The sequence below is a fragment of the Clostridium sp. ATCC 25772 genome (assembly GCF_001573875.1).
GTDB classification, from domain to species: Bacteria; Bacillota; Clostridia; order Clostridiales; family Clostridiaceae; genus Clostridium_J; species Clostridium_J senegalense.
In genome coordinates, this window is record NZ_LFRG01000003.1 from 39014 (window position 1) to 65939 (window position 26926).

At 25.4% G+C, this 26926-nt stretch carries 17 protein-coding genes and 1 other annotated feature; of the genes, 3 read left to right on the forward strand and 14 right to left on the reverse strand.

What is annotated here, in order from left to right; genetic code table 11:
* The first annotated feature begins 43 nt into the window (after positions 1 to 43).
* On the forward strand, positions 44 to 205 hold the full coding sequence (locus AZI32_RS01355; protein WP_010294339.1) for a zinc-ribbon domain-containing protein: 162 nt from the start codon (positions 44 to 46) through the stop codon (positions 203 to 205).
* A 340-nt stretch (positions 206 to 545) separates the two neighbouring features.
* On the opposite strand, the gene AZI32_RS01360 is transcribed toward AZI32_RS01355, so the two are convergent.
* The 13 genes from AZI32_RS01360 to trpS form a co-directional block, all read right to left on the reverse strand.
* Positions 546 to 1076: an ECF transporter S component gene (locus tag AZI32_RS01360; RefSeq protein ID WP_061994130.1), complete on the reverse strand. Its 531-nt coding sequence runs from the start codon at positions 1074 to 1076 to the stop codon at positions 546 to 548.
* A gap of 148 nt (positions 1077 to 1224) precedes the next feature.
* The gene (locus AZI32_RS01365) at positions 1225 to 2820 is read right to left on the reverse strand and encodes a peptide chain release factor 3 (RefSeq protein ID WP_061994131.1); all 1596 of its coding nucleotides are present in this window, start codon (positions 2818 to 2820) and stop codon (positions 1225 to 1227) included.
* 544 nt (positions 2821 to 3364) lie between these two features.
* Entirely contained in the window at positions 3365 to 4135 is a 771-nt protein-coding gene (locus tag AZI32_RS01375; RefSeq protein WP_061994133.1) for a hypothetical protein, read from the reverse strand.
* The gene (locus AZI32_RS01380) at positions 4116 to 5003 is read right to left on the reverse strand and encodes an ABC transporter ATP-binding protein (RefSeq protein ID WP_061994134.1); all 888 of its coding nucleotides are present in this window, start codon (positions 5001 to 5003) and stop codon (positions 4116 to 4118) included. The genes AZI32_RS01375 and AZI32_RS01380 overlap by 20 nt, the downstream gene beginning before the upstream one ends.
* 106 nt (positions 5004 to 5109) lie before the next feature.
* Positions 5110 to 6654 (reverse strand): HAMP domain-containing sensor histidine kinase, encoded by a 1545-nt coding sequence (locus AZI32_RS01385; protein ID WP_061994135.1) that lies wholly within the window; start codon positions 6652 to 6654, stop codon positions 5110 to 5112.
* Positions 6654 to 7322: a response regulator transcription factor gene (locus AZI32_RS01390; protein ID WP_061994136.1), complete on the reverse strand. Its 669-nt coding sequence runs from the start codon at positions 7320 to 7322 to the stop codon at positions 6654 to 6656. The genes AZI32_RS01385 and AZI32_RS01390 overlap by 1 nt, the downstream gene beginning before the upstream one ends.
* A 376-nt stretch (positions 7323 to 7698) precedes the next feature.
* On the reverse strand, positions 7699 to 8274 hold the full coding sequence (locus AZI32_RS01395; RefSeq protein ID WP_061994137.1) for an ATP-binding protein: 576 nt from the start codon (positions 8272 to 8274) through the stop codon (positions 7699 to 7701).
* A gap of 223 nt (positions 8275 to 8497) precedes the next feature.
* Entirely contained in the window at positions 8498 to 9487 is a 990-nt protein-coding gene (locus AZI32_RS01400) for a hydrolase (protein WP_345968944.1), read from the reverse strand.
* 110 nt (positions 9488 to 9597) lie between these two features.
* Entirely contained in the window at positions 9598 to 11664 is a 2067-nt protein-coding gene (locus AZI32_RS01405) for a cellulose biosynthesis cyclic di-GMP-binding regulatory protein BcsB (protein WP_061994139.1), read from the reverse strand.
* 59 nt (positions 11665 to 11723) lie between these two features.
* Complete coding sequence (locus tag AZI32_RS01410; protein WP_061994140.1) at positions 11724 to 12986, reverse strand: glycosyltransferase; 1263 nt, start codon at positions 12984 to 12986, stop codon at positions 11724 to 11726.
* Between the two features lie 4 nt (positions 12987 to 12990).
* Entirely contained in the window at positions 12991 to 14634 is a 1644-nt protein-coding gene (locus AZI32_RS01415) for a polysaccharide deacetylase family protein (protein ID WP_061994141.1), read from the reverse strand.
* The gene (locus AZI32_RS01420) at positions 14624 to 15469 is read right to left on the reverse strand and encodes a diguanylate cyclase (RefSeq protein WP_157450817.1); all 846 of its coding nucleotides are present in this window, start codon (positions 15467 to 15469) and stop codon (positions 14624 to 14626) included. Before AZI32_RS01420 ends, AZI32_RS01415 begins: the two co-directional genes overlap by 11 nt.
* 266 nt (positions 15470 to 15735) lie before the next feature.
* Positions 15736 to 16734, reverse strand: a complete 999-nt coding sequence (gene trpS / locus AZI32_RS01425; RefSeq protein WP_061994143.1) for a tryptophan--tRNA ligase — start codon at positions 16732 to 16734, stop codon at positions 15736 to 15738.
* Positions 16735 to 16826: 92 nt separating this feature from the next.
* Positions 16827 to 17060 (reverse strand) — a binding site (T-box leader).
* Positions 17061 to 17199: 139 nt separating this feature from the next.
* On the opposite strand from trpS, the gene AZI32_RS01430 reads away from it, so the two are divergent.
* A complete protein-coding gene (locus AZI32_RS01430) occupies positions 17200 to 17415 on the forward strand; it encodes a hypothetical protein (RefSeq protein ID WP_010294359.1) in 216 nt (71 codons plus the stop codon).
* 374 nt (positions 17416 to 17789) lie between these two features.
* Positions 17790 to 18098: a hypothetical protein gene (locus AZI32_RS18205; protein WP_157450818.1), complete on the forward strand. Its 309-nt coding sequence runs from the start codon at positions 17790 to 17792 to the stop codon at positions 18096 to 18098.
* A 128-nt stretch (positions 18099 to 18226) separates the two neighbouring features.
* Here AZI32_RS18205 and AZI32_RS01440 read toward each other — a convergent pair whose 3' ends face one another.
* On the reverse strand, positions 18227 to 26797 hold the full coding sequence (locus tag AZI32_RS01440; RefSeq protein WP_061994145.1) for a glucoamylase family protein: 8571 nt from the start codon (positions 26795 to 26797) through the stop codon (positions 18227 to 18229).
* Positions 26798 to 26926: the final 129 nt, after the last annotated feature.

Genomic DNA, 26926 nt, shown 5'->3' on the forward strand with positions numbered 1-26926 from the left:
TCCCATGTTTAATTAGTCCTTAGATTTAAAGGAGGTAAGTACAATGGCTGATAAGACTATTACTTGCAAAGATTGTGGAAACGAATTTATATTTACTGAAGGAGAGCAAGCTTTCTACAAAGAAAAAGGATTCGAAAATGATCCTGTAAGATGCCCAGAGTGCAGAAAAGCTAGAAAAAACAACAGAAACAACTTCAATAGATAATAAAGTTGAAATTAAAGAGAGCTTATGCTCTCTTTTTATTTTATATAGAAATATAAAATAAAAAAAAGGTAGCTTTAGGTCTACCTTTTTTCGGGATGTGTGATGTTTAAAATTTTAACATATATTTTATGTGTTAAGTTCAGCACTAATTAAACTATAAGGGGGACTTATCTTTTAAATATGCTTGAACAAATTTTAAATTACAGTTATATTTTAATACCTTTATGTGTCAATCTTTTGACATATCCATTACATTTTCATGTCATTTAAATTTTTTCATATAATAAAAAATTTTTAAAGTTTTTAAGATAAAATATGGATTAATAAGATTTATATTTAACTAAAATCTTAAACGTTTTTTTATCATTGTGCTTAAAGGCAACGCTATAACCATTCCTGCTGAAACTTGAAGTACATTATTTGCAATAGATGCTATTGCATTTGGTAAATCATATAGTATCCATCCTGCAAAAAAATATCCAATTATCATTACTATTCCAGCTACAATAAACGCAAATAAATTATTTATGAAATTTTTCCCCTCGTAACCTTTTCTATAAGCCAGTGTAGCCGCTATATAAGCCATTGCTCCTTTTATAACAAAAGTAAACGGTGCCCAAACTACATATGGAGAAAGTAAGTCAAACAAACACATACCTATTCCACCTGCTAATGCTCCTTTTCTTTTTCCTAATAATATTGCAGCTAAATACACAGCACTATCGCCTAAATGCAGTACCCCTTCCCCAAATGCAGAAGGCACGTGTATTAAACTAGTTGCTACATAGACTATGGCAGCCATCATTCCAACTTGTACAATTGAATTAACATTAGTTTTAGATGTAACCTTAGTTTCTAATTTATTCCCCATCTCTTATCACTCCTATTTATTGTATCGTTACAATTTACTTTTTATTTATATTTCCATAAATTATAGTACTACAATATAAAGTGTTTTGCAATACAATTTCTAAACAAAAAACCTAGAAACAGATTATATATCCATTTCTAGGCTTTGTTTATTCATTTTTAGCTATTCCTGATAATACTAAACCTTTATTATGATCTAAAGCCCAACTAATTCCCCAATCATTTTGGAATATTAAAAGATCCCTATCTTTAAAATCTTTTACTACTTTAGTGTCACTTGTTACACTTAAATCTTCAGCTGGAACTTCTGATTTTTCTATCCATCTAATATTTCTATATGGAAGCATTTCCATTTTTATATCTACATTATATTCATTTTTTAACCTAAATTCTAAAACTTCAAATTGTAATACTCCTACAACACCAACTATGATTTGTTCTGTACCAATATGTAATTCTTTAAATACTTGAATAGCTCCCTCTTGTGAAATCTGAGTTATTCCTTTTATAAACTGTTTTCTTTTCATAGTATCTACAGTTCTAACTCTTGCAAAATGTTCCGGTGCAAAAGTCGGGATTCCTTCAAATTTAATTTTGTTTTTAGGGGTACATAATGTATCTCCTATGCTAAATATGCCTGGATCAAATACACCTATTATATCTCCAGCATATGCACTGTCAACAATTTCTCTATCTTGAGCTAAAAATTGTTGAGGTTGTGCAAGTTTCATTTTAGATTTTCCTTGAACGTGGAATATTTCCATGCCTTTTTCAAATTTTCCTGAACAAATCCTCATAAACGCAATTCTATCTCTATGTGCCTTGTTCATATTTGCTTGTATCTTAAATACAAAAGCTGAAAAATCCTCTGATAGTGGGTCAATAACTCCTTTATCAGAATTTCTACCAAGTGGTGTACTTGTTAACTCTAAGAAATGTTCTAAGAATGGTTCAACACCAAAATTAGTCAAAGCACTACCAAAGAATACTGGTGTTAATTCTCCTATTTTAACTTTTTCATAGTCAAAATCTTCTCCAGCTACATCTAAAAGTTCTATATCTTCCAATAGTTTTTCATATAGGTCTTCTCCTATAATTTCTATAACTTTTTCTGTCTCATCTAAAGATATTCTTGTACCTGTAATTTCTTTTTGACCATGATCGCCTTCATTAAATATTTCTATTTCATTCTTTTCTCTATCGTAAACCCCTTTAAAATGCATTCCAACCCCTATTGGCCAGTTAACTGGATAAGACTTTATTCCAAGCTCTGTTTCCAGCTCTTCCATTAGTTCAAAAGGATCTCTTGTTTCTCTATCCATTTTGTTTACAAATGTAAATATAGGAATTTCCCTTATACTACAAACATGAAATAATTTTCTTGTTTGTGCCTCTACACCTTTAGCTCCGTCCAGTACCATAACTGCACTATCCGCTGCCATAAGAGTTCTATATGTATCTTCACTAAAATCTTGGTGACCTGGCGTATCTAATATATTTATACAGAATCCATTATATCCAAATTGCATTACTGATGATGTAACAGAAATTCCTCTTTTCTTTTCTATTTCCATCCAATCTGAAACCGCATGTTTAGAAGCTTTTCTAGCTTTAACAGAACCAGCCATTCTTATAGCTCCACCATATAAAAGTAATTTTTCTGTAAGTGTTGTTTTACCAGCATCAGGGTGAGAGATTATAGCAAAAGTTCTTCTTTTCTTTATTTCATTAATATACTCACTCAAAATTATCCGCTCCTTTATTAATTTATAAATAAGATCTATAAAAAACTATCCACTCAATTTAACATACCTAAACTACTCATTGAAATGAAAAAAATTAATTTTACTTCTTTATAAAGTAACATTTATATACTATATTTATATCTTTAATATAAATCTTAAAACCATATAAGTGTATTTTTCCCTAAATATATAGTTTTTAGGCATATAAAATATATATACCTTTTTAATATTTTTAATATGTAATCAACAACCAAAATACCAAAGGCAAAATAGTTTCTATTTTTATAACAACTTAAATTTAGACTACTTTTTATAATATCATATGAAAATGCATAATACAAATAAAAGCTACCACTTATCCTAAATGTAAATATATGATTTTCCTACAAAAAAAGTGTTGTCAAAACACAACACTTAATCTTAATTCACTATAAAGTTCCAAACTAAACAACAGGTTAAAATTATAATCACCATTTTCTTAACTGATACAAAAAAGTTGACGAAAAGATTTGATTTTCAAATCTTTCCATTAAATATATAAGTACTATTTTATTTTTCTGCTGTTATAAGCCACTGCGAAAAACAATACTATTCCGGATACTGATCCAAAGAAAATTAATGATTGTATAAAAGGTACAAAATTATAAACACCGCCATTCCAAAAATCAATGAATTCATTTCCTATATAAGTAGTTGGAAGAGTATATGCCACTCTTCTAAGAACCGGCGGAAATTCCTTTGCTTGAATTCCAAATAATCCACTTAAAATCATAATTCCAAAATATATTGTCATGGTTATTGCATAAGTTATTCCAAACTTCTTAAATATTAAAGCTATTCCATGTGCAAGTATAAACAATATTATAGATAGCAGATACAATGCTATTATCAATATAATAGCACTCTTAACTGTTGGCACTAAAATATCTAATACTAGAAAATTTACTAATGTATAAAAAATCAAACCACCAGTTATAAAAAATAGATTTGCAAATATTTTTGAAATAATTAATGAGTTTTCACTATATCCAAACAACTTAAATCTTAACGGAATGTTTTTTTCAAGTTCATTTGAAAAAATAGCTGAATATCCTACAAGTACGGTAGCTAATGGAATTATCATACTAGATGTAATAAATATATTAGTAACAACCTGCTGCCTCATATTTCCTGGAACCTTTCCACCAATTAAATTACTCATTAATATAGACATTACTATAGGAAACACTAATCCAAAAATAATTGTAAATATATTTCCAATAAGATTTCTTATCTCATATTTAATTAAATTTATATTAAACAACTTCACATTCATTCTTATTACCTCCATCATAGTTTGCCTTTGCATTAATAGACATTATTTCTATATCATTATTACTTCTTTTGAAGTTTACATTTTTGTTTATTAGTCTATTTGCTATCTCAAGTTCCATTTCCTTTGTGTAACATGGAATTGCAATTAAATGTTCTGGCGATAATATTTTTTTAAATTTTTCTGCTAACTTCTCATTTTGTATATTATTTTCTATAGTTATTATGGCCTTACCACAATATTTTTCAAATAATGTTTCCTTATATCCAAAATCTACAACTTTTCCTTTATCTAGAATTAAAATTTTGTTTGCTAGCTGATCTAATTCTTCATAATAATGTGAGACTATACATATGGTTGATTTTTTATCATCGTACCACTGAATAATTTTATTCATTAAATTTTGACGTGTTTCAAAATCTAACCCTGAAGTAACCTCATCAAAAAATACTAATTGATTATTTTGCATTAAAACAAGTATTATTGTAAGTCTTTGTTTTTGTCCTCCAGACAATTCACTAAACTTTTTATTTAAACAATTTTCAAAGTCAAAAAAAGAAATTAAATCATTAAGTTGATGGTTATTTTTAATCTTTATCCCTAAAATACCTTCAATAACGTATTTAACCGCCATAGTTGATGGATAATTATTTTCTTGTAAATGTGCTGATATTTCTGTTAGTTTTAACTTTGTTCGAATATTTCCTTTATAATTTATTAATCCTAAAATAGCTTTTACCAATGTGCTCTTTCCAGCTCCATTAGAACCTATTATACCTATTCTGTCACCTTCTTCAAAAGTTATTGGTGTTTTAACTTGAAGAGCAACTTGTTCTCCATATTTAACCTCTAAATTATTTATAGTAATCATTTTATTCCCCCCAATTACTTGCTTTCTATATCTTAATTATAAAAGCTTCATATGAAATTCATATGAAGCTTTTATGCATATCCTTTGATAATTAAATGAAGTAACTTTACCAAAGTAATGTTGCTTCAACACCATTCTTAATGTTAATAATAGTAATATTATAACCTAGTATCTTTGAATAATAAGAAACAATATATAGACCTAACCCATGTCCACCAATTCCATTTTCACCAGAAACAAATGGTTCAAATATATTAGGTAAAATTTCTTTATTAATATTAACGCCATAATTTGTAACCACTAATTTATCTTCAGTAATTTCTATTCTTATATTTCCCATAGATTCAGTATAATTTATTCCATTATTAATTAAATTATCTATTATTTTATACAAAAGCTCTGTATTAGTGTTTAACATCTTAGATTTCAACCTTTTTTCCACTTGAATCTTTTTTGCTTTTATTTGTATTTCATAGGCAAATAATATCTCACTTACTATGTCTAAAGCATCTAAATTTTCCTTTTCCATACCTTCATAATTATAATTAAGATATAAAATTTCATCTATTATTTTTCTCATAGATAAAAGTTGGTGTTTTACATTTGGTAAATATGTTTTTGTATCTTTATATTTCCCTATTTCATTTATCATCCCATCTACCAAAAGTAATGATGCTGCTACAGGAGTTTTTAATTGATGTGAAGAAGCCCTTAAAAATACTTCTTGTCTTTTATTTTGTTCATATAAAGATTTATTCTTATTTTCAAGCTCTTTAAATGTTTCATTTAGCTTTTTATATAGTTCATTAAGACTTGAAGCTAAAACTGCAATTTCATCACTACCCTTAACTTCAATTGGTTCTACATAAAGCTTTTCATTTCCTCTCATATAATCTGCATGATATGCTAATTTTTCAATTGGTATAACTATTTTTCTTGAAAAAAACACTGTTGAAATTAAAATTAACAAAATAGCTGTTGAAATAATCATAGGTAAACTTTGATAAATTATTGATTTGATTTCTCCTATTTCTGGTGTCATAACCGGTAATATTGAAAGTATAATTTCTTCGTCATTTAAAGTTGTAGCTATATATGTAGTATAAAAATTCAATCCATCTGTAGAATTAGATTCAAATATAATTGTATTATCACCTACAACAGTTAATTTAGATGATATTTCTTTAAAAACATTTAAATTATCATTCTGCAAAAACTCTAAATTTATAGGAGGATTATTTTTTAAAAATTTAAAATTTGAAATCATTTCTTTTATTTCTTGTTTTTTTTCTTTTATAACTTCGCTATCCTTTTCTAAAAATACATCTCTTATCTTATTAAAAACTAATACTAATTCCTCATCTTTAATATCAATTTTTATTGTACCTAATTTGTTTGCCAAATATATTAAATTTCCTTCCTTAGGAATCTTAAATGTAACTGTTCCTGTAGGATTTTTAGTCTGGATTTCTCTATAATTTCCCGTTTTTACATATTCACTTTGTATTTTCTTTATTGATTGAAAATTTTCTTTTTCCATATAATCTACATATAATGAAGGTATCATAAATATAAAATATATTAACATTAAACCAACTACTGTAGTTGATATAATACTTCCATATACCAATGTTTTTTTATATAAATTCACTAAGCTTCCTCCATATTAAACTGATATCCAACTCCAGTAACAGTTTTTATATAATTTTTAGGCAATTTCTTTCGAAGGTTTTTTACATGTGCATCAATAGTTCTATCATTGGTATAGTAATCCTCATTGAAAATCCTTGAAATTAATATGTCTCGAGTGAAAACTCTATTGGGTTCCTTTATCAAAATTTGAAGTAATAGAAATTCTGTTAACGTTAAATTTAAAGACTTTTGATTATAAAAAGCCTGATATGATTCATCATGTATTGAAATACCTTTTTCTGCTATTTTTAAATTATCATTTTTAATAACTCTTCTTAGGATTGCTTCAATTCTTTTTAATAATAATAATGGTGAAAATGGTTTTACTACAAAATCATCAGCAAGTAAATTAAATGCTTTCAGCTGAGTTTGTTCATCGCCTAAAGCAGTTAACATTATTGTAGCCATTTGTGGTCTATTCAATTTAATATATTCAAGTACTTCAATACCAGTAACTTTAGGCACCATAATATCTAATATAGCTAAATCAAAATTTACTTTTTTTATTAATTCTATAGCTTCTTCTCCATTCTCTACTTGAAATACTTCATAGTTCTGCATTTTCATATATTCTGTAGTAACATCTGAAATAGTCGGCTCATCCTCTAAAAATAATATTTTTATCATAAATTTCTTCTCCTAAATTTATTTTTTACATTTATTTTACATTTAAAATTTGAATATTAAATCTATTGTTACAATTAAATTATATATAATTAATTTTTCCATGTAAATTTATTTTAAATAATGTATAGGGTTCCAAGTTAACTTTTAAAATTATCCATTCGAAAACTTGGATACCTAAAATAGTGAGACATGCTCAGAATCACCTAGAATTCAACACTGTATCTTGTATAAAAATATTTTAAGGTTCTTGAATAAATTTAAATTGGAGCTTGTTTCCCTATACATATAAATGATTAATATTAAAAAATTTTAAAATTGTTTTCTTATACACAAAAAAATAGGACATGAATGCCCTATCAAATTTATTCAAATTAAATTAATTTTCATTTGCTTCTTGTGACTTTATGTCCATTATACTTAATATGGTTTTAGCCCTATCTTTTGTACAACCTGTTAATTCTATATAAGGAACAGATTCTACGTCTAAGAAGGTTTTTATAGCTTCATCAACCTTTTGAGCTGTTTCTTCATCTTGCCATCTTACACCATCTTTTTCATATCCAAATTCTCTTCCAACATAAAATATGTAATCATATTTAGAAATGTCTCTTATAGCTAACCCATAAAGGTCCTTTAATATTTCTATTTCTTTAACAGTACGTTTTCTTTCTCCTAGCATAAATCTAGCATATACATATGGTACAAAAGTAGCATAATCTGTTATTGCATAATCAAATATTTCTAATTCTTCTTCTAATTTAGCTTGTCCAAGATATATTCCATATTGCTCGGAAATAGTCTCTATCATTCCCTTTTCTCTTAGATAATCAGTACTATATTCTGCTGCACATCCTACATTCATACCTAAAATTTTCATTTCAACATATAAATGTTGCATGAGTGTAGTTTTTCCACATCTTGGCCCACCTAAAATTGCTATTCTAGTAGTCATTTTATGACCTCCATTTAATCAAATTGCAACTTCAATTATAGCAATTTAGTTGTCAAAATTCAACATACAGTTGCTAAAATCTACTTTTATAAACATTGATATACCATAAATTTTAATTGGGCTAAATTAAAATTATACTTTTAAAATTTAACCCAATTATTATAAGAATACAAGCTTAATGGAAAATTCACACTAACAGATTTTAAATTATATAGTTTTATTTTTAGTTTCTCTTTTTATACCAATCTTTAATTACTTTTTTTGTTTCCCTAGATGGATAATATACTTTTGTATTATCATCTTTACCTATAGCAAATATAGAAAATCCTAACTGCCATGGTTCATCCTCAAAAACTTCTTTATAAGCTAAAAAACCCACTACCTGTTCTTGAGTATTTAATTTTTTAGAAACTTGTACGTTCCATGGTTCTTTAGATGCTCCTTCTAGTTTAGGGAATCCTAGTTCACCAAAAAATATTGGTTTTTCCCACATTTTATAAAAATTATATATTTCTTTTTTTATATTTTGATTTCTATTATGTGCCTTTGTTTCCTCTATATATTTTACTAGTTCATCCTTTGAATTTATATTTTTATTACTAAGCTCAAAATATGCTGCTATACTTATAAAATCCACATTATTAAATACTCTATTTTCAAGCTTATCTCTATATTTTTCCTCACTAACTTTATCCCAACTTGCTGTATACCACCAACTAGTTCTATATGTCGTAAGCCCTTTATATTTGCTTTTAATATTTTGTATAAGGTAACACCACTTCTCTTCATACTTTTCCATTTGAGAAAAATTTGAAGCAGTATTTAACGCAAAAACTTTATATGGGTTTGCTATTTCTTCAATTAAAGGCAAAAGTACTTTATGTTCCCAATTATAAAAAAACAAATCTATGTTATTGGGATTCCACTCTGTTTCATAATCTTTTCCATCATTAATCCATGGGTAAGCTTCTAATATTACGTTTATATTTTTTTTCTTTAATTTTTTAATAATTTTTTTAGCCTTCTCCATGCTATTTTTGTCTATGCTCATATCACTATCTGTTAATGTTTTTATATTTATAATCACAGGTACATTCACAGTATTTAATTTTAAAATTTCAACATCCTCTAAAACTTTATCTATTTCATAATCAACAGATAAATTTCCACTTTTTATTTTCTCCTTTGTAATATTTAATGGCTCTTTTGGCATTACTGAATTATTAAAAATAAATATTTTAATAATTATGAACATCAAACTTATGATAATTACAACTAAAATGCTACTTATAAAATTCTTTTTAATACATATTTCACCTCTTTTTAATTCTTATATTTCTTATATGTAAATACAGCAGTTCCTAATACCATAAGTAATATAAAAGTAAAAAATATAGCTAATATCTTTGTATTTTTATCAATTTTAAATTTTTCAAAAGAATTATCTTCTATATTTTTATCTACATCTTGATAATACTCATTCTGAATTTTTCCATCTTTATCTATTGTTGCCCCGTCTCCTTTAAGCTTTTTCAATAAATTATTATTAGTCAAATACTTTTCACTATAGCTTAGACTTTCATTATTTGGAGATGTTACAACCATTATTGCTTTATCTTTGTTATATGGTGACTTTATAAGTTGTATAGCACTTATATTCTTCCCATAATTTTCAGTAAATTGAATTTTATCATTAGATTCAAAAGCAGTAAAACTTTCATTAAATTTAATGTTTAATTTCTCATTTATTTCTTTTATAGCTATATTATCATTGGGAGTTCCTAAATATATTAAATTTTTATTTTTATAATCTCCTTTAAAATTAGAGGATTTAATTACATTAATATTACCATTATTGCTTTCTAAATCCTGCCCTATGTATGCAACAATAGATGATAAACTTTTCATATTTTCATCATTTATATTATCTGGTATTACTACTATAACATCATCAAAATTTCCCTCTCTTACAAATGGGTATGGATAATTTTCAAATATTAACTTTTTACTATCTTTATAAGGTAAATGCACACAGGATTCATTAGATATATATGCCCATGGTGTATCCTTTCCAGTAGTATCACAGATTAAATCTTTAACTTCTAAATTAAATTTCACTTTAATATCATATGAATTTGTATTTCTAAGACTTTCTGGTATAGTAACTTTAAGTTCGTCATCATCTGCTTTATCCATATACATTTTATGACTTCCTATAGGTATTTCATTAACATATATAGTTATCAAAGACCTATCAAAATCTAAATTTTTAGCATATTTAAACTTTAAAATTACATTTGAATCCTTTTCTATAGTTCTATTTTTAGGTATTGATAGTGAGAATTTAGTTTCTTTAGCAAATGGTCCTTCTAATAATATATGATCATATCCTAAATCTTTTAATGAAATATCAGTATTTTTTTTCTTATTTAAATCTAAAACTTTAGTACTCTCATTTATAACTACAACTTGTTCTTTAGTATTCTCTACTAACATTCCATTTAAAATAAATTTAGTAGCTTTTTTAAGCATTTCATCATTTTCACTTACAATTAAAAGAAGCTTTTTAGTATGCTCATAAGGTGAATTAACCTCTTTTAAAATTGCCTCTTTAGATAAATTGTTTTTTTCTTTTTCTGTCAAAAGTTCTGATATTTCTTTAGGCGCACTATTTAAAGAACCTATATATATTAAATTATTATTTTTCACCTCATTAATGTTTGATGTTTTTAATAAATTACAGGTAAACTCTTTAAATTGTGACAACCTTCCAATATACCCTGAAATAATCATTGATGAAGTTATTTCACCTTCTGTAAAATCATCTGGAATAATAATATTAACACTTGATTTTATATCACTTTCTTTTATGTATGGATATGGAAAATCTTGCAAGGAATTATAATCTTTTAGTTCTTTAAAATCTAAATGTATAAAAGAATCTTCATGAAATACTATCCAATTTGCTGAGTTAATATCATCCTCACAAGGTTTTTCACTTATTCTTTTATATGTTTTTATTTGTATTTCATTAAAACCTTGTATTATGTTTTCTTTAGGTATTGGTATTCTTATAGTTTCTTTATAATCTTTTGTTTCATTTAGTTTTGTTGAATATATAGGAGTTTTGTTTACCACTATAGTTAATGTTGATTCATCTTCATTTATAAGTTCACTTTTACTTAAAATCAAGTTTAAATATCCATCTTGAATTTCCCATTTTTTATCAACAGTAAAAAAAACACTTTCCGTTGAATTTACTCCTATATTTTTTATTTCCTGAGTAAAATGAAAATTTTTACCTATAATTTCCTCATTGAAATCTTGAGCAAAAGCTATATGGGAAAATATAATAGAAATCGTAATAAACAATGTAACAATTTTTTTCACATTATCCCTCCTTTATAGATTTAATTTTTCAAATCAATTTCATAATTAACATAAATATATTAAAACCTTTCTGTTTTGTACCATTTAACCTCCCTTTTTAAAACTATATCTTTTATGTATTGAATAAAGCTATTAACTGCCACTATTAACCACATCTGACAATATGTAAAATACATTATCGGTATTAAAATTACATTTTTGAATGTCCCTTGACCTTTTTCCATTGTTAGTGTTATAGCAACTTCTAAAATAAAAAGTATATAAGCTAATATCCATAATATATTAAGATTTCCATTTATACTTGTTTTTAAGTTTGTAAATATACTTAGTATAAATATTCCATCAGATATAAGTACTGACGATAAAAATAAAAAATACACTAAAAAGAAATACATTACATCAAATAAAATCTTTGATGGCTTTTCCTTAAATATTTTTATAAGATATTTATTAAGTACATATATATTCCCCTTTGCCCAACGTGTTCTTTGTTTAAACCATACCCTAATTGTTTCAGGTTCTTGTTCCCAAGTTACTGCAAGTGGCATAAATGCTATTTTATAACCTATTTTATAAATTCTAAAACTTATTTCTGTATCTTCAGATATAGCTTTTTCATCCCACCCACCTAACCTTTTTAGTATAGATTTTTTTATAACAAAATTAGTACCAGGTATAGTACATAATTTTAAAAGATTCCATCTTCCAGCCTGAGCCATCCATTGAAAACTCAAAGTTTCAATATTTATAAATTTCGTCAATACATTTCTATCTCTATTTCTTGTTCTAAATTTTCCTATTACTGCCCCTAAAGTTTTATCATTATGTATTCTAGTTATTAAATATTTAAGAGCGTTTTTTTCTGTAGTATTATCTGCATCATATACTGCTATATATTCACCTTTAGTTTTTTTATAACCTAAATTTAATGCATTAGATTTTCCCTTTCCACCAGTTATACTATCTGTAGTTATGATAGTAAAATTGTAATTTGGAAATTCTTTTTTTGCTTTTTTTAATTCTTCAGCAGTATTATCATTAGAATTATCATTTATAACTATAAGTTCCATTTTATCTTTAGGGTAATTCAAAAGTAATAATGCTCTAACTGTTTTATATATTACTTTTTCTTCATTATGGGCTGGAACCAATATAGAAACAAAAGGACACTTTTTATCTTCTATAAGTTGTATTTTAATCTTATTTATTTTCATGTAATACATATATCCATTTGTAGCTAACAATATATTTATTAAAAGTACTAACCATATAGATATAAGTGAATAAAGAAATAAATAATCTATTAATGTTAAATTTTCCATTAGATCACCTTAAAAATTTTTTCTTATTTATGTTTTTAAAATATAAATATATAATGAAAAATATTATACAAAATATACCTACAATTATTGCTAATATTTTATTTATTTTTTCTACATATTTATTGTTGTGTTCTTCATCAAGCCTACCTTCTTTAAGTCTATTTTCTACGGATATATTTCCATCTTTTGATTTAATAGTTATATCATTAAACTCAATCCAATTGTCATACTTTTTTAAATCTAAAAAACTTACATTTTTACTTTTTAGAAATTCAACAGATTCCTTTAAATATTCAATATCTAAATAAGGATGAAAAAACATCCCTCCAGTGTGTCCTCTAACCAAATTTAATATGTCATAATTTTCTTCTAATTTATCTTTCCATAAAATATCTTCATTGTCTATATATCCTAAGTTTTCTGGAATAAGACAATTAAAGTTCTTTGTATTTCTTAAAATATAAGGATAACTTGTTGTTGTAAATTGTTTATCACTACTTTGATATGCACCAACATATGTTGAAAAATGTTTTTTTATAGATGAATATCCTCTTGAATCTATTCCATAATGTGGAGCTTCAAAACCTAATGGATATATACCATTTTTTACACAATCTATAACTGCTTTACTTAAATTCTTAGCAACATATTCTTCTACATCCCATGTTACTGGACTATCCTTTACACCATTCCAAAACTCGTAGTCTTCCCCACCTTCTTTATCTTTAAAATTTCCATGATTATATCCATGAAGTATTATAGTGCCACCTTTATCTTGCAAATACTTTATAGTATTTATAAACTCTGGTTTATCTGTTATATAATTTTCATATCCTGTTTTAGTATCTATATAAGCTGGAATAAGTGCCACTATGAAAGGTACATTTTCATCATATAAATAATCTGCGATTTTTCTTAACTCATAAATATCCCTAAAAGGATGAACATCTTCTATTCTTATAAATATCTTTTGTTCATTAATATTTTCTACATTAAAAATTTCATTTAACATGTCTGAAAATATAAAAAATAAAATATTTTCACTAGGTATTAAAGAAATATACCAAAGATTTTTTTCATTTACTACATACGGATACTGCTGCTTTCCATCACTAAAATAAGAATGTATTATTATTTCTTCATTGATATTATCTATAATATTTATTTCTCCATATTTATCTATTGTAAATTTCTTTAATGTTTTATACTTTTCTCCATTTGCAAAATAATATATTTCTTTTAAGTCTACAGTCTTAGGTGTAAATCTAATACTATAATTTTCATTATTCTCTACCAGTTTCTCTATTCCATTTCCAATCCAGCAAATTGTTTTATCAAATTTCTTTATATCGTATATAAATTCTTCATTATTAACGTCTTTATCTATTATTACTGAAAATACATAATCATAATTTTCTAGATAATTTTTTTTATATTCTTTTATGTCCACTGTTTCAACTTTTGTATTAAAAGCACCCATCAATTCTGAAATGGAATTTAAAATATTTCTATTATAACTAAATTCTACTTTTGTATCATAAACGATTAGTACATTTAAATAATCTTCTTTTGCTTTTGTATCTATTCCTAAAGAACATGTAGTTATAAAAAATGCTAATAAAATTAATATATATTTCTTAAACATCATATTCTAATTCCTTATCAGCCATTTCTTTAAATTCAAAGGCATTTTTTATATCATTTTTATATTCTACTGTTGAAATTTTCATTTCCAAATTTATATTTTTATCTTTATTTTTAGATTTTAAATCTAGATTTTCTATATTTTTTCTTATTTTTTCACTAATTACATTAGATTCTTTAAGATTAGTTTCAATTAATAATACAGCAAAAGTGTTTTCATTTAACATGTACTTCGTATCTTCTATCCTTGCTGATTTAACTATAGATTTACTTATCATATTAAATAATTTTTTAATTTTTTCTTTTCCAAAATAGCTTAAAAGTTCATCATAATAAGTTATTTTAATAATCATTAATACAAAAGGTCTATTATATTTTTTCGACCTAATTATTTCTCTTTCTAAATCATTATAAAAACCTCTGCTATTACCTAATCCTGTTTCTTTATCTATAGTTATCAACTCATCAACTTCTTCTTTTAATTCCTTTTCCAACCCCTGTAACTCATTTATGTTGTAAGATATTTTTCCTATAGTAAACGAAATTATAGGTATAAAAAATAACCACAAATAAACATTTAATTCTATAGTTTTTGATAAAGTTATATTAGTGTATATAAAATATGTAGCATAAATAAATATAACAAAAGCACTACTCAACATTCCCCAAATAGTACCTTTTAAATATGAAATAATAATAACTAAAGACATGGCTCCAAGCATAATAAAATCTATTACACTATTTCTATCCATATAAAAATATAAAAAACTAAAAATAATAAAAATTTCCACTATAAAAATAGTAAAATATATATCTAAATTTACCGATTTATCATTCACTATATAGTCGTTGTCAAAGGCCTATAAATACTTATAATTTTTCTTTTTTACTCCTTTAATTTATCCATTTTTATAAAATATTAATAGTTTTGACTAACTTCCTCCTTTCTTTGTTTTCTTTGTCTATTATTTGCTTGTTAGTAATCATTAATTCATAATATTGAATGTTATTTTTATAATTGCTCATTAAAAAATTTTAAACACTATAATCTAAAGATTTTAAATATGATAATTAAAAATAAAAAAACAGCTTTAAAGCTGTTTTTTTACATTTGAATAAATCCTATTTTTCTTTTCATTTTTGAAAGGGTTTTATTAGCTACATATCTTGCTTTTTCCGCACCTTTTGTATAAATTTCTTCAAGTTCTTTTTTATTTTCTAATAACTCTTTTACTTTAGTTTGAACTGGCTCTAATTCTTCTACTATAGCTTCCCCTACATCCTTTTTAAATTGTGCATATCCTTGACCTTTATATTTTTCTTCTATTTCTTCCATAGTCATATTCTTTATAGCACCTAATATTGTCATTAAATTTTTAACACCTGGTTGCTCATCACTATATCTTACCTCACCGATACTATCTGTAACTGCTCTTGAAATTTTCTTTCTAATTACATCTGGTGGGTCCATTATTAATATATAGCAATTTGGATTTTCTTCTGATTTTGACATTTTCTTTTCTGGATTTTGTAAATCCATTATTTTAGCACCTGCTTTTGGAACATATGCCTCTGGAATTTTAAATGTTGGACTATAGGTTTTATTAAATCTCTCTCCAATATCCCTTGCAAGTTCTAAGTGCTGTACTTGGTCTATTCCAACAGGTACTACATCGCTTTGATATAAAAGTATGTCTGCTGCCATTAACACTGGATAGTTAAATAAACCTGCACTTATACTATCTCCACTTTTCTTTGCTTTATCTTTATACTGAGTCATTCTTGAAAGCTCACCCATATAGCTATTACAAGTTAAAAGCCATGAACATTCACTGTGTGCTGGTACATGTGATTGTATGAACATAGTATTTTTCTCTGGAATAATTCCTGATGCTATATAAATAGCTAAAATTTCTAAAGTTCTTTTTCTAAGATCTGCTGGCTTTTGTTGAACTGTAATAGCATGTAAATCTACTACACAAAAATAGCACTCATATTCTTCTTGAAGTTTAACCCAATTTTTTATAGCTCCTAAATAGTTTCCTAATGTTAAATCACCTGATGGTTTAATTCCACTAAATATAACTTTTCTTTTTTCTTCCATAATCAATACCTCCAATATATATTTTAAAATTAATTCTTATTACATATAATTTTTTATTTTAAATAAAAAAACAAAAGCCCTATAGAATTAATCTATAGGGCGTCAATAACGCGGTACCACCTAATTTTAGCTTTAAAAGCTACTCTACTCTTAGATACATAATAATATCCTACCTCTATAACGTGAGGACACGTCAAAGACTACTATGTATTTCGCCTTTGCTCTCAGAGACCCATTCAACTTAATCATAATTGTGATAATTCCACCGTCTATCACTCTCTTTAAATTTGTTTTTAAGTTTACTTACTTCTCTTCATAGATTTATGATTTTATAACAGTATACTCCTGATATTTGTTTTGGTCAATGTTTTTTATTAATTTAGTATTTTTTTTTTATTTATAGCCAAAATAATTATAAACCACTAATAAATTATTTTATTTTTATATAAATAAGGAGTTGATTATATGACTAAAGATAAAAAAACAAATTATGCACCTAACTTAAGAAACTATTTGGATGCACCACTTAATAAAACTAAATGTTTTTCAAAAAAAGATTATATAGAACTTCCAGACAATGTTACTAACCCTATTGTAGCAAATAATATATCTAATGCAGAATTTGATTATACTTATAATCGTGGAGAAGATATACCTACTACTGAAAATAAAGAAGATTAGTATATACTTTTTTATATCTTAAAATAAGTTCTACACTTATTTTAAGATATTTTTATTTACTTTAAAGATTAATTTCATGTTAATAATGTAAATTTTTATATTTTGTTGAAGATAATTACTCCACAGTTGATATAATGATTATTAAAAGGCTAAGGAGTGGTAACTTGAAAAATTTCAAATTTTTTATAGTTATATTATATATTTTTTCCACTATTTTTCTTTTTGGATCTACTCCTACTCCTACTAAACAGCAGCTAGTCATTGAGGACTTTCTAAACAGTATATATTCTTTTAAAAATGATGAAATTCCCATTGTATTACAACATAATTCCATATATCCTAAAGACTCATTTTTATCAAGAGTCAAACCTTATATGACCAAAAATTCATATGATAAACTCACTTCTAAAAAACTTCAAAATAAATACGTAAAATTAGCTGTTGACATGGGCTTTGATAGTGAATGCGATATAATTAAAATAACTAAAGTAGGAAAAAGTAATAATTATGATTACTTTATAAAAGTGCACGTAATTTTTAGTGATACTGGTACTAAAGAATCCTATACAATCAAAGGCTCTATTTCTTTAAATAACGATAGACAGAAACCTAAAATTAATATTTGCCCTAATATTTCTATACCTAGTATTGGTTCTAGTACTCTAACATCTAAATTAGTATAGTTCTTATTTCTGTTTTTTATTATATATAAACTAATTTTTATTAACACTACAAAAATGAAGGTGTCTTATCAAAATAAAATTCTACTTTGAAATACACCTTCATTTAATTAATTTTTTACATACCTTTTTTATTGATTTTTAATTCTATAAATTAAGCTATGTTCGCCATCCTCATATCTTATAAAATTACTTTTTATTAAATTCCCGTCTAAGTAAATTTCATTTTCTTCACCGTACTCCACATTTATTATATATGTGCTCTTATCTGTTTTATGAGTTATCGTATATTTTTTAAAAGGTATGTTTTTTAAAGGTTCTATAGTAAATCCTTTCCCATCTTTAAGTCTAAATCCTAATATTGCCTCTATGGCTACTTTATACATCCATGAAGCACTTCCTGTATAATAGGTCCATCCTCCTCTTCCATTATGAGGAAATGAAGAGTACACATCTGCACACATCACATATGGTTCGACTTTATATTTATTAGCAGTACTAAAATCTTTGCTGTGATTTATTGGATTTATCATATTGAAAAGTTCTACAGCCTTTTCTCCTTCATTTAAAACGGAATATGCTAGTATAGTCCAAATAGCACCATGAGTATACTGCCCACCATTTTCTCTAACGCCTGGAATATAACCTTTTATATAGCCTGGTTCTAAGTTTGATTTATCAAAAGATGGAGTTAAAAGCATTATTATGCCTTCTTGTTTGTTTATTAAGTACCTGTATAAGTTACTCATAGCTTCCTTTGCTCTTGATGTATCTGCACATTTAGATATTACACTCCAAGATTGACTTATTGAATCAATTCTACATTCATCATTTTCACTAGAACCTAATGGAGTCCCGTCATCAAAATATGCTCTCTTATACCAATTTCCATCCCATCCATTTTTTTCTACAGCCACTTTAAGTTTTTCCATAACACCAGCATATTTTTCATATAGATTTAAATCACCTTTTTCTTTGCATAAATATTTAAAGTTATCTAGTACCGAATATATGAACCATGCAAGCCAAACACTTTCTCCATTACCTTTATTGCCAATGGTGCTCATTCCATCATTCCAATCACCACTTCCCATTAAAGGCAAATCATGTATTCCAAATTTCAATGATTTTTCTATGGCTTTTATACAATGCTCGTATATAGTTCCTTTTCTATGAGATTTTTTTACTTTCCCATAAAATTCATCTATATCATCTTTTAAAGGTTCGCCTTTTATATATCTTACTTCATCATCTAAAATAGAAATATCTCCAGTTCTTTCTATATAATCACAAACTACATATGGTAGCCACAACAAATCATCACTAAACTTAGTTCTTATACCACATTCACTGTATGGGTGCCACCAGTGCATAACATCTCCTTCTTCAAACTGATATGAAGCTGAATAAAGTATTTGATTTTTAGTAATAGACTTATCGAAATATATAATTGACATAACATCTTGTAGCTGATCTCTAAACCCAAAAGCACCTCCACATTGATAAAATGCAGTTCTAGCCCAAATTCTACAACCTAGGCTTTGATATAAAAGCCACCCATTTACCATTATGTCTAAACTTCTATCTTCTGTTTTCACTTGTGTTAGTTCTAATTTATCACTCCAATATTTTTTGGACCTTTCTAATTCAATATCTACATTTTCTAACTTTCTAAAATATTTTATTCGCTTTTCTATATCTAATATAGTTTCTTCTGCCCCTAACATTATTGTTATAAATTTTTCTTCAAATTCATTTAATTCAATAGAAGTAACTCCTGCTAAACATGGATTTAACCCTTTTCCACAAGAACTTTCTAATGTAATATTTCTAAGTCCATCAGGTTCTTTAATGTCACCATTATATCCCAAAAAGTTATCCCTATGACCTGTTAATATAGTGTTTTTTTCACTAAACGCAAGATAACATTTGGTCTCCTTAAAATTCTCATTGTAAAAATTATCTGCTGTAATGTATCCATCTATATTATTTATATTTGTTACTATAGTTCTATATGTTTTATCCCTTACATCACCTAAAACTAATTCACCATAATATCCTAACTTAAAACTTCTTTTCTTATTAGTTGTATTACACAATTTAATTTTTATTATTTTTATATTTTTATCCTGAGGCACAAAAAATGTAGATTCAGTATATATACCTCTATTTTCTTTTACAAATTTTGAAAATCCCATTCCGTGTTTAACAATAACTTCATCATCTTTATCTTCATAAGTTGGTCTAGTAATATTCCAAATCTCATCATTATCACATAAATAAATATTTTCTGCTGATTTGTCTATTACAGAATCATTATTCCATGATGTTAATTTATTTTCTCTACTGTTTTTATACCATGTATAACTAGAACCAACTTCTGATATTATGAACCCAAAATCTTTATTAGCTATAACATTTATCCATGGCATTGGAGTAGGATTACTATTTTTAATGACAATTGTATAGCTTTTTCCATTATCAGAAAAGCCGCCATATCCATTAAAAAATTCTAGGTCTTTTACCATTTTATTTCTAACTAAATTGAATCGTTTAGATTTTTCATATTTTTTTTCGCTTATAATTTTTAATAATATTTGAGGTGTAAGGTCTTTTTTAAATTTACTATGCTTAATTTGTTCAAAAACATCACCATTACCTCCATCAAAATACAATGCAGAAATAAATTTTATTAGATTAAAGTCTTCATCTGATATATTGGATATTATATGAATTCCTCCATCTTTATCTTTTAAATATTCAATTTCATTTTTTACTATTATATTATTTATAGTTTCCATTATAGGCATCTCATAGGAGCTACACTCTCTATTGACTATAACCAAATCTATTTTTAATTTATTTGTAGTAAGATACTTATGACAATCAATTATCTGTCTTAACAAATATAAATGTGATTCTTTATATATCTCTACAACCATTATAGGAATATCACCTGAAATTCCATATTTCCATAAATCTGCTTTTTTGCCTTGTGGTTTTACTATATTTTCAAATTTGTCTTTATTATCTTCTTGCGTTAATACTATATTAGTTAAAAAATCTTGATATAAATTTGCTTGTAAAGTTGTGATATTTAAATTAAAAAGTTGTTGTTGAATATGTTCTTTGCATAGAATTGGTGAACTTTTAATCTTATTAATATCTTTATATTTTTTTATTAAATCCACACATTTAGTTTTATCAAAACTTATAGCACTTATAAAATAGAATTCTATAGTGTCCTTACTACCTATTTCAAATCTTCTTCTTAATGAAATTATAGGATCTAAAACTGCCCCAACCGAACTACTTAACTTTTCATTATCTATTAACGCTATTGGTTCTTTTTTATTTCTACATCTTCCTATAAACTTCTCCCTTGAAGTTTCAAATTCTAAAGCGCCTATATTTTCACTATCTCCAATTAAACATTGAGCTACATAAGGGCTTTTTTCTTTTTTGTTTCTAACTCTTCTATTTGCCACAACAATTTCATCATCTTCATAATAACTTGTTTTTATAAATAAGTTACCAAAAGCAGGATGTGACAAATCCCCTTCATAATTTTGAAGTACAATTTCACAATAACTTGTTAATTCCAATACTTTCTTTTCATTACCCTTATTGTAAATTTTCACAGCTCTTACTTCCATATTTTCATCTTTATGAATAAAAACAGTTGTCTTTACTAGCATATCTTCATCATTTCTAAAAAATTCTGCTCTATCTAAATAAAAACAAGCACTATATCTTTCATAGTCTTCTCTAATTGGTTCATAAGTTGTTGAAACATATCTATCTCTTTTTATTTCTTTTAAATAAAAGAAAACTCCACTACTATTTTCTGGCATAGTGTTTCTATATCTATTTACTAAAATTTCGTCAAACTTAGAGTATCCAAAGCCAGTGCTTGACATAACTAAAGAATAATTTTTATTTGACATAATAGTAAATTTCATTGGATCTTCTAATATATTTTTTACCGTTCTTGGTGGTATTTTATCTATATGACTACTACTATTTAAAATATCAATATTACCTACATTATACTTATTATCATAGATGATTTTTTTACTTCTTTTTTCTTGAAGCAATAATTCATTAGCTTTAATAATAGGATTTTCATGAAAATATTTCTGTAATATATTTTCATTTAATACATTGTCTATAGCCATAATAGACATACCTAAATGATGTATCATATAACTTTTAACTATTTTTCCATTACTATTCTCTGTTTCAGCCCTATTTTTTGTGTAGTCTACAGCTTCATATAAACCATATTTTCCATATACATCATTTTCTATAAGAATATTTAAATTTTCTATTGCACATTTTTTATTTTCCATTAATGATAATATAGTTGCATAAGGTGCTATTACAACTTCTTTATCGTTATAATTTTTTAATGCTATTTTAGGTACACCAAAAGCTTTATACTGATAGTTTAAATCTTTGTCAAATTCATAATATGCACTTTCTGATATTCCAAAGGGTAGTTTTAGTTTTTTACCATAATCAATTTGATTTTTAAGAGCATATTTATAACTTTCGTCTATAAGCGTATTTTCATAATTTTTCATTATTAATCTTGGCATAAAATACTCAAACATTGTTCCTGACCAAGACATCAATCCTTTATTATTACTTTTTCCACCTAATAATCTTCCAAGACTAAACCAGCTTTCCACTGGTATATCTCTTTTACAAATAGCTATAAAATATGCACTTCTCGCTTCTGAAGCTAAAAGATCATAATAATTGTTAGTTAAACTTTCTTTTTCTAAATCAAATCCAATAGATAATAACCCTCTTTTACTATCATATAAAAATGAGAAATCCATATCTTCACACATTGTTATTATTTTTTCATTTAAACAATTGATTCTAGATATTATTTTATCAACACTAAAATTGGTTTTTAATAATATATCTATGCCTTCTTTACTTGATACTTCTTTTAAAGCTTCCTTAACTATATCTTTATAAGCAGTTATAGGAGAATTCACAAATCTCGTCGTAAGATTTGCTATGGTCATATTGTCATATAATTCTAATTCTTTTATAAATGGAAATACTTCATTTATATATTTAAGTTGCATTTTACAATGATTTATTAATTTATTGCACCAGTAGAACTTTCCTTCTTCATTCCTACCTTCATGTTCACTTAAAAGTTCTTCTGTATTGCAAATTATATTAGAAATCATAGTTTTAAATGTCAATAAATCTTTACACCTATTATTTAAATTATCTTTAACCATAAAATAAAAGTAATGATTACATTCTATATCTTTTATTTCCCCTATAGTTAAATTTAAAATATCTCTTAACCCTAAAATTATTTTTTCCATGATAGGTGTATTTAAATTTTCATTCAAACCTTCATAAGTAGTATACAAATAAGTTATTAAATTTCCACTATCAACTGTAGATACATATTTAGGATTTAAAGCTTTTTTATTTGAGCTATCATACCAATTAAATAAATGTCCTTTATATTTTTCTAATGTGTTTATATTTTCTATTGTTTTTTCTATTCTTTCAGTTGCTTGAATTATATTTATATATCCTAAATCTAAGGCTACTATATTGGAAATTATGCACATTCCTATATTAGTAGGTGATGTCCTATAAGCTAACTTTTTACCTGGGTCCTCCTGATAATTATCTACACCTATATAGTTACATCTTTCATCTATAAAATCCTCAAAATAAGCCCATGTTCTTCTTGAAATTGTTCTTATCAAAATTTCATCTTCATTATTTAAAATATATTTTTTTGTTTTCTTAGGAATACTTATTAAATACGCAATTAATGGAGCCATTATCCAAAGAGCTGTTACTAGTATTAATAAAATATTACTCTGATTTAGCAATACATTTATGAGCAAAATTCCTATTCCTATTAAAATTGATTGAAACATTGTATTTAAATATGTAGTAAAATTTCTTTTTGAAGTTCTCTCTACATAGTCAGAGGTTTGCCATTGTAATAAATTTTTATGAGAAAAATTCTTTCTATATATAGTTCTAATTATGGCATCTAAATTTAAATATGCTTCATAAGGTAAAAAAATCAATATTAATAAAGACCTAAAGAAACTTTCTCTCACTAAAATAAACTCTTCTTTTAAAATAGAGCCTTTACTAACGTTTTTTACAAAATTAAATAAATTACTAGGGAATGAAGTAAATGGCCATAAAATAATTAACATTAGCCAATAACCTACATTTCCTGGAAATATTTTAAAAGTTATAAGTATTAAACTTAAAATTAAAAATATTGGAACTAAACTTCTTCTTAAGTTATCTATTATTTTCCATTTAGAAAGTAAGTTTATATCATCACTATATAACCAAGGTGTTAGTTGCCAATCTCCTCTAACCCATCTATGTTTTCTTTTAGAATTTGCGTTATAAAAACTTGGATAATCATCTATAAGTTCTGTATCACTTACAAGCCCACATCTTAAATAACTTCCTTCTAAAAGGTCATGGCTTAAGACGGTATTTTCAGGAATTTTATTGTCTAAAGTTTTGCAAAATATATCTAAATCATATATGCCCTTTCCTGTAAATATACCCTCTTTAAATAAGTCTTGATATACATCTGAAACTGCTGTAGTGTAAATATCAATTCCACATTCTCCTGAAAATAATTTTGAAAAAATAGTTTTATTGCTACTAGCTAAACTGATACTTATTCTTGGTTGAAGTAATCCATATCCTCTTATAACTTTACCATTAGAACCAATGTATCCTTTATTTAAAGGGTGTGCCAATGTACCTATTAATTTTTTAGCTCCATTCATAGGTAATTTAGTATCACTATCTAGTGTTATTACATATTTAACCTTGCTTAGATTTTTTAAATCTCCACTTATTATTCTAAAAGTTGTTTCTTCATTTCCCATTAAAAGTTGATTAAATTCAACTATTTTACCTCTTTTTCTTTCGTACCCTATATATAAATTTTCACCCTCATTAAATACTCTATGTCTACATAAAAAAAAGAACTGTTCTTTTTTATTTTTACAGTATTTTAAATTTAATTTTTTTACTTCCTCTAATGTAAAATTTATTATGTCATCATCATCTTCTAAATTTAATTTTTTACTATCTTTCAAATCTGCTAAAAGAACAAAAAATATGTTTTCATCTTTATTTCCTAAATAATACTGTTCAATATTTTCTAAAAGTTCTTTTGCTCTTTTTTTATTATTTATTATTGTTGGTATTATGACTGATGTTGAATATTCATAGGGTATATTCTCTAAATTCAATTTAGGTAATGTATACGGCTTATTTATTCTCATAATAGTAAAATTCAACCCTCTTATAGCTACATCACTCATAGGTATAATTAAAAATATAGTTGCTAAAATAATTTTATAATTATACTCATTCTTACCTGGTATTGCATAAAGGAAAGTTATTATATTTATTGCTGTAAAAATAAATATAAGTAATAAATAACTTATAACTGCTTTACCTTTTATGATTCTTTTTATTTTTTCAAATCCACTATATTTTATTTGTAATATATTATTTAATTTATCTCTACCCTCATCTATTAAATAATAACCAATATGATTTTTAAATTTTTTCCCTTCGCTTACTTCCTTACATTTCATAGCCTTTTCAGCAATATAACTTTCTCTTATATCATTTTTTAAGGATATTTCAGAAATAACTCTTCTATACTGATCTTTCGATTGAAAATCCATTTGATTATAGAAGTAATCTTTACTCAGTATTTTCTCTACAATAGAAACTCTTTCAAATATATATCTATAGTTTATCTTTGAGATTTCTATTAATGAATTTACTGAATTTGATAATAACATATTTCTTAAATTTTCTTTTTTATAAATATTTATTTCACTAAAAACTGAATTTACTTCTATAGATTTAACTAATTCTTTTAATTCTAATGTTATTTTTTCATCATCTTTACCTGTATCTTTTAAAATTGTTAATAACTTTAGTATAGTTTCTTTATCAACATCTTTATCTTTAATCAATGTATTTATATTCTTTTTTTCTAAGCTTTTATTATATATATCTAAAGCTTTTTCTAAACTGTTAATCTGAGAATAAATTTCTTCTGATAACTTATCTATATATTGTATTATTACTACTTTTATCATAATTGGAAAATACCAAATTTCATCCATTGTTAATTGATTTTCTTTTTCATACTCTTCAATAAACTCTGTGATTGTATTTTCATCAATATACGCTAATCTATCATTTATAAAATTTAAGGCTAAAACATACACTCTTGGAAATCCACTAAATATGCCATCTTTTATTCTTGGTAATTTTTTTAGGTTTTTTCTTTTTAAGCTTTGTTTTAAATTTTTATATTCTTTATGTATTATATATATATTATCAATAATCCATTGGCTTCCACTAATAACAGACGCTCTAGGATTATTTTTTATTTTTTCATATACTTTTTTAATATTTTTATAGTTTCTGTCCACAGTGACAGTTTTTATTTTTGAATTTAAAGAATAATCCACTACTGAAGTCTCCAATGCTATCTCTTGAGCAATAATTGTAGCACTCTTACTACTTTTATTTATTTTTATACAATCTTTTAAAAATTTGTATTTATATACTAATTTATTATTAAAATATAAAATTATAAAGGTCAACACTACCAATAATGAAAAAAATATATATATCATAAACTCACTCCTTTATAAACACTATCTTTAAAAAATTATTGACATGTTACAAAGTAATTAATCATTTTCATACTATTCTCATTCAAACCAACTTCTTAATTCACATATTTATAATAAATTCAACTTGAA

Coding starts and splice junctions, on each gene's coding strand:
- AZI32_RS01360 (WP_061994130.1), bottom strand. CDS start 1,076: ATGGGGAATAAATTAGAAACTAAGGTTACATCTAAAACTAATGTTAAT.
- AZI32_RS01395 (WP_061994137.1), bottom strand. CDS start 8,274: ATGACTACTAGAATAGCAATTTTAGGTGGGCCAAGATGTGGAAAAACT.
- AZI32_RS01415 (WP_061994141.1), bottom strand. CDS start 14,634: ATGATGTTTAAGAAATATATATTAATTTTATTAGCATTTTTTATAACT.
- AZI32_RS01410 (WP_061994140.1), bottom strand. CDS start 12,986: ATGGAAAATTTAACATTAATAGATTATTTATTTCTTTATTCACTTATA.
- AZI32_RS01390 (WP_061994136.1), bottom strand. CDS start 7,322: ATGATAAAAATATTATTTTTAGAGGATGAGCCGACTATTTCAGATGTT.
- AZI32_RS01430 (WP_010294359.1), top strand. CDS start 17,200: ATGACTAAAGATAAAAAAACAAATTATGCACCTAACTTAAGAAACTAT.
- AZI32_RS18205 (WP_157450818.1), top strand. CDS start 17,790: ATGACCAAAAATTCATATGATAAACTCACTTCTAAAAAACTTCAAAAT.
- AZI32_RS01400 (WP_345968944.1), bottom strand. CDS start 9,487: ATGCCAAAAGAGCCATTAAATATTACAAAGGAGAAAATAAAAAGTGGA.
- trpS (WP_061994143.1), bottom strand. CDS start 16,734: ATGGAAGAAAAAAGAAAAGTTATATTTAGTGGAATTAAACCATCAGGT.
- AZI32_RS01375 (WP_061994133.1), bottom strand. CDS start 4,135: ATGAATGTGAAGTTGTTTAATATAAATTTAATTAAATATGAGATAAGA.
- AZI32_RS01355 (WP_010294339.1), top strand. CDS start 44: ATGGCTGATAAGACTATTACTTGCAAAGATTGTGGAAACGAATTTATA.
- AZI32_RS01380 (WP_061994134.1), bottom strand. CDS start 5,003: ATGATTACTATAAATAATTTAGAGGTTAAATATGGAGAACAAGTTGCT.
- AZI32_RS01440 (WP_061994145.1), bottom strand. CDS start 26,797: ATGATATATATATTTTTTTCATTATTGGTAGTGTTGACCTTTATAATT.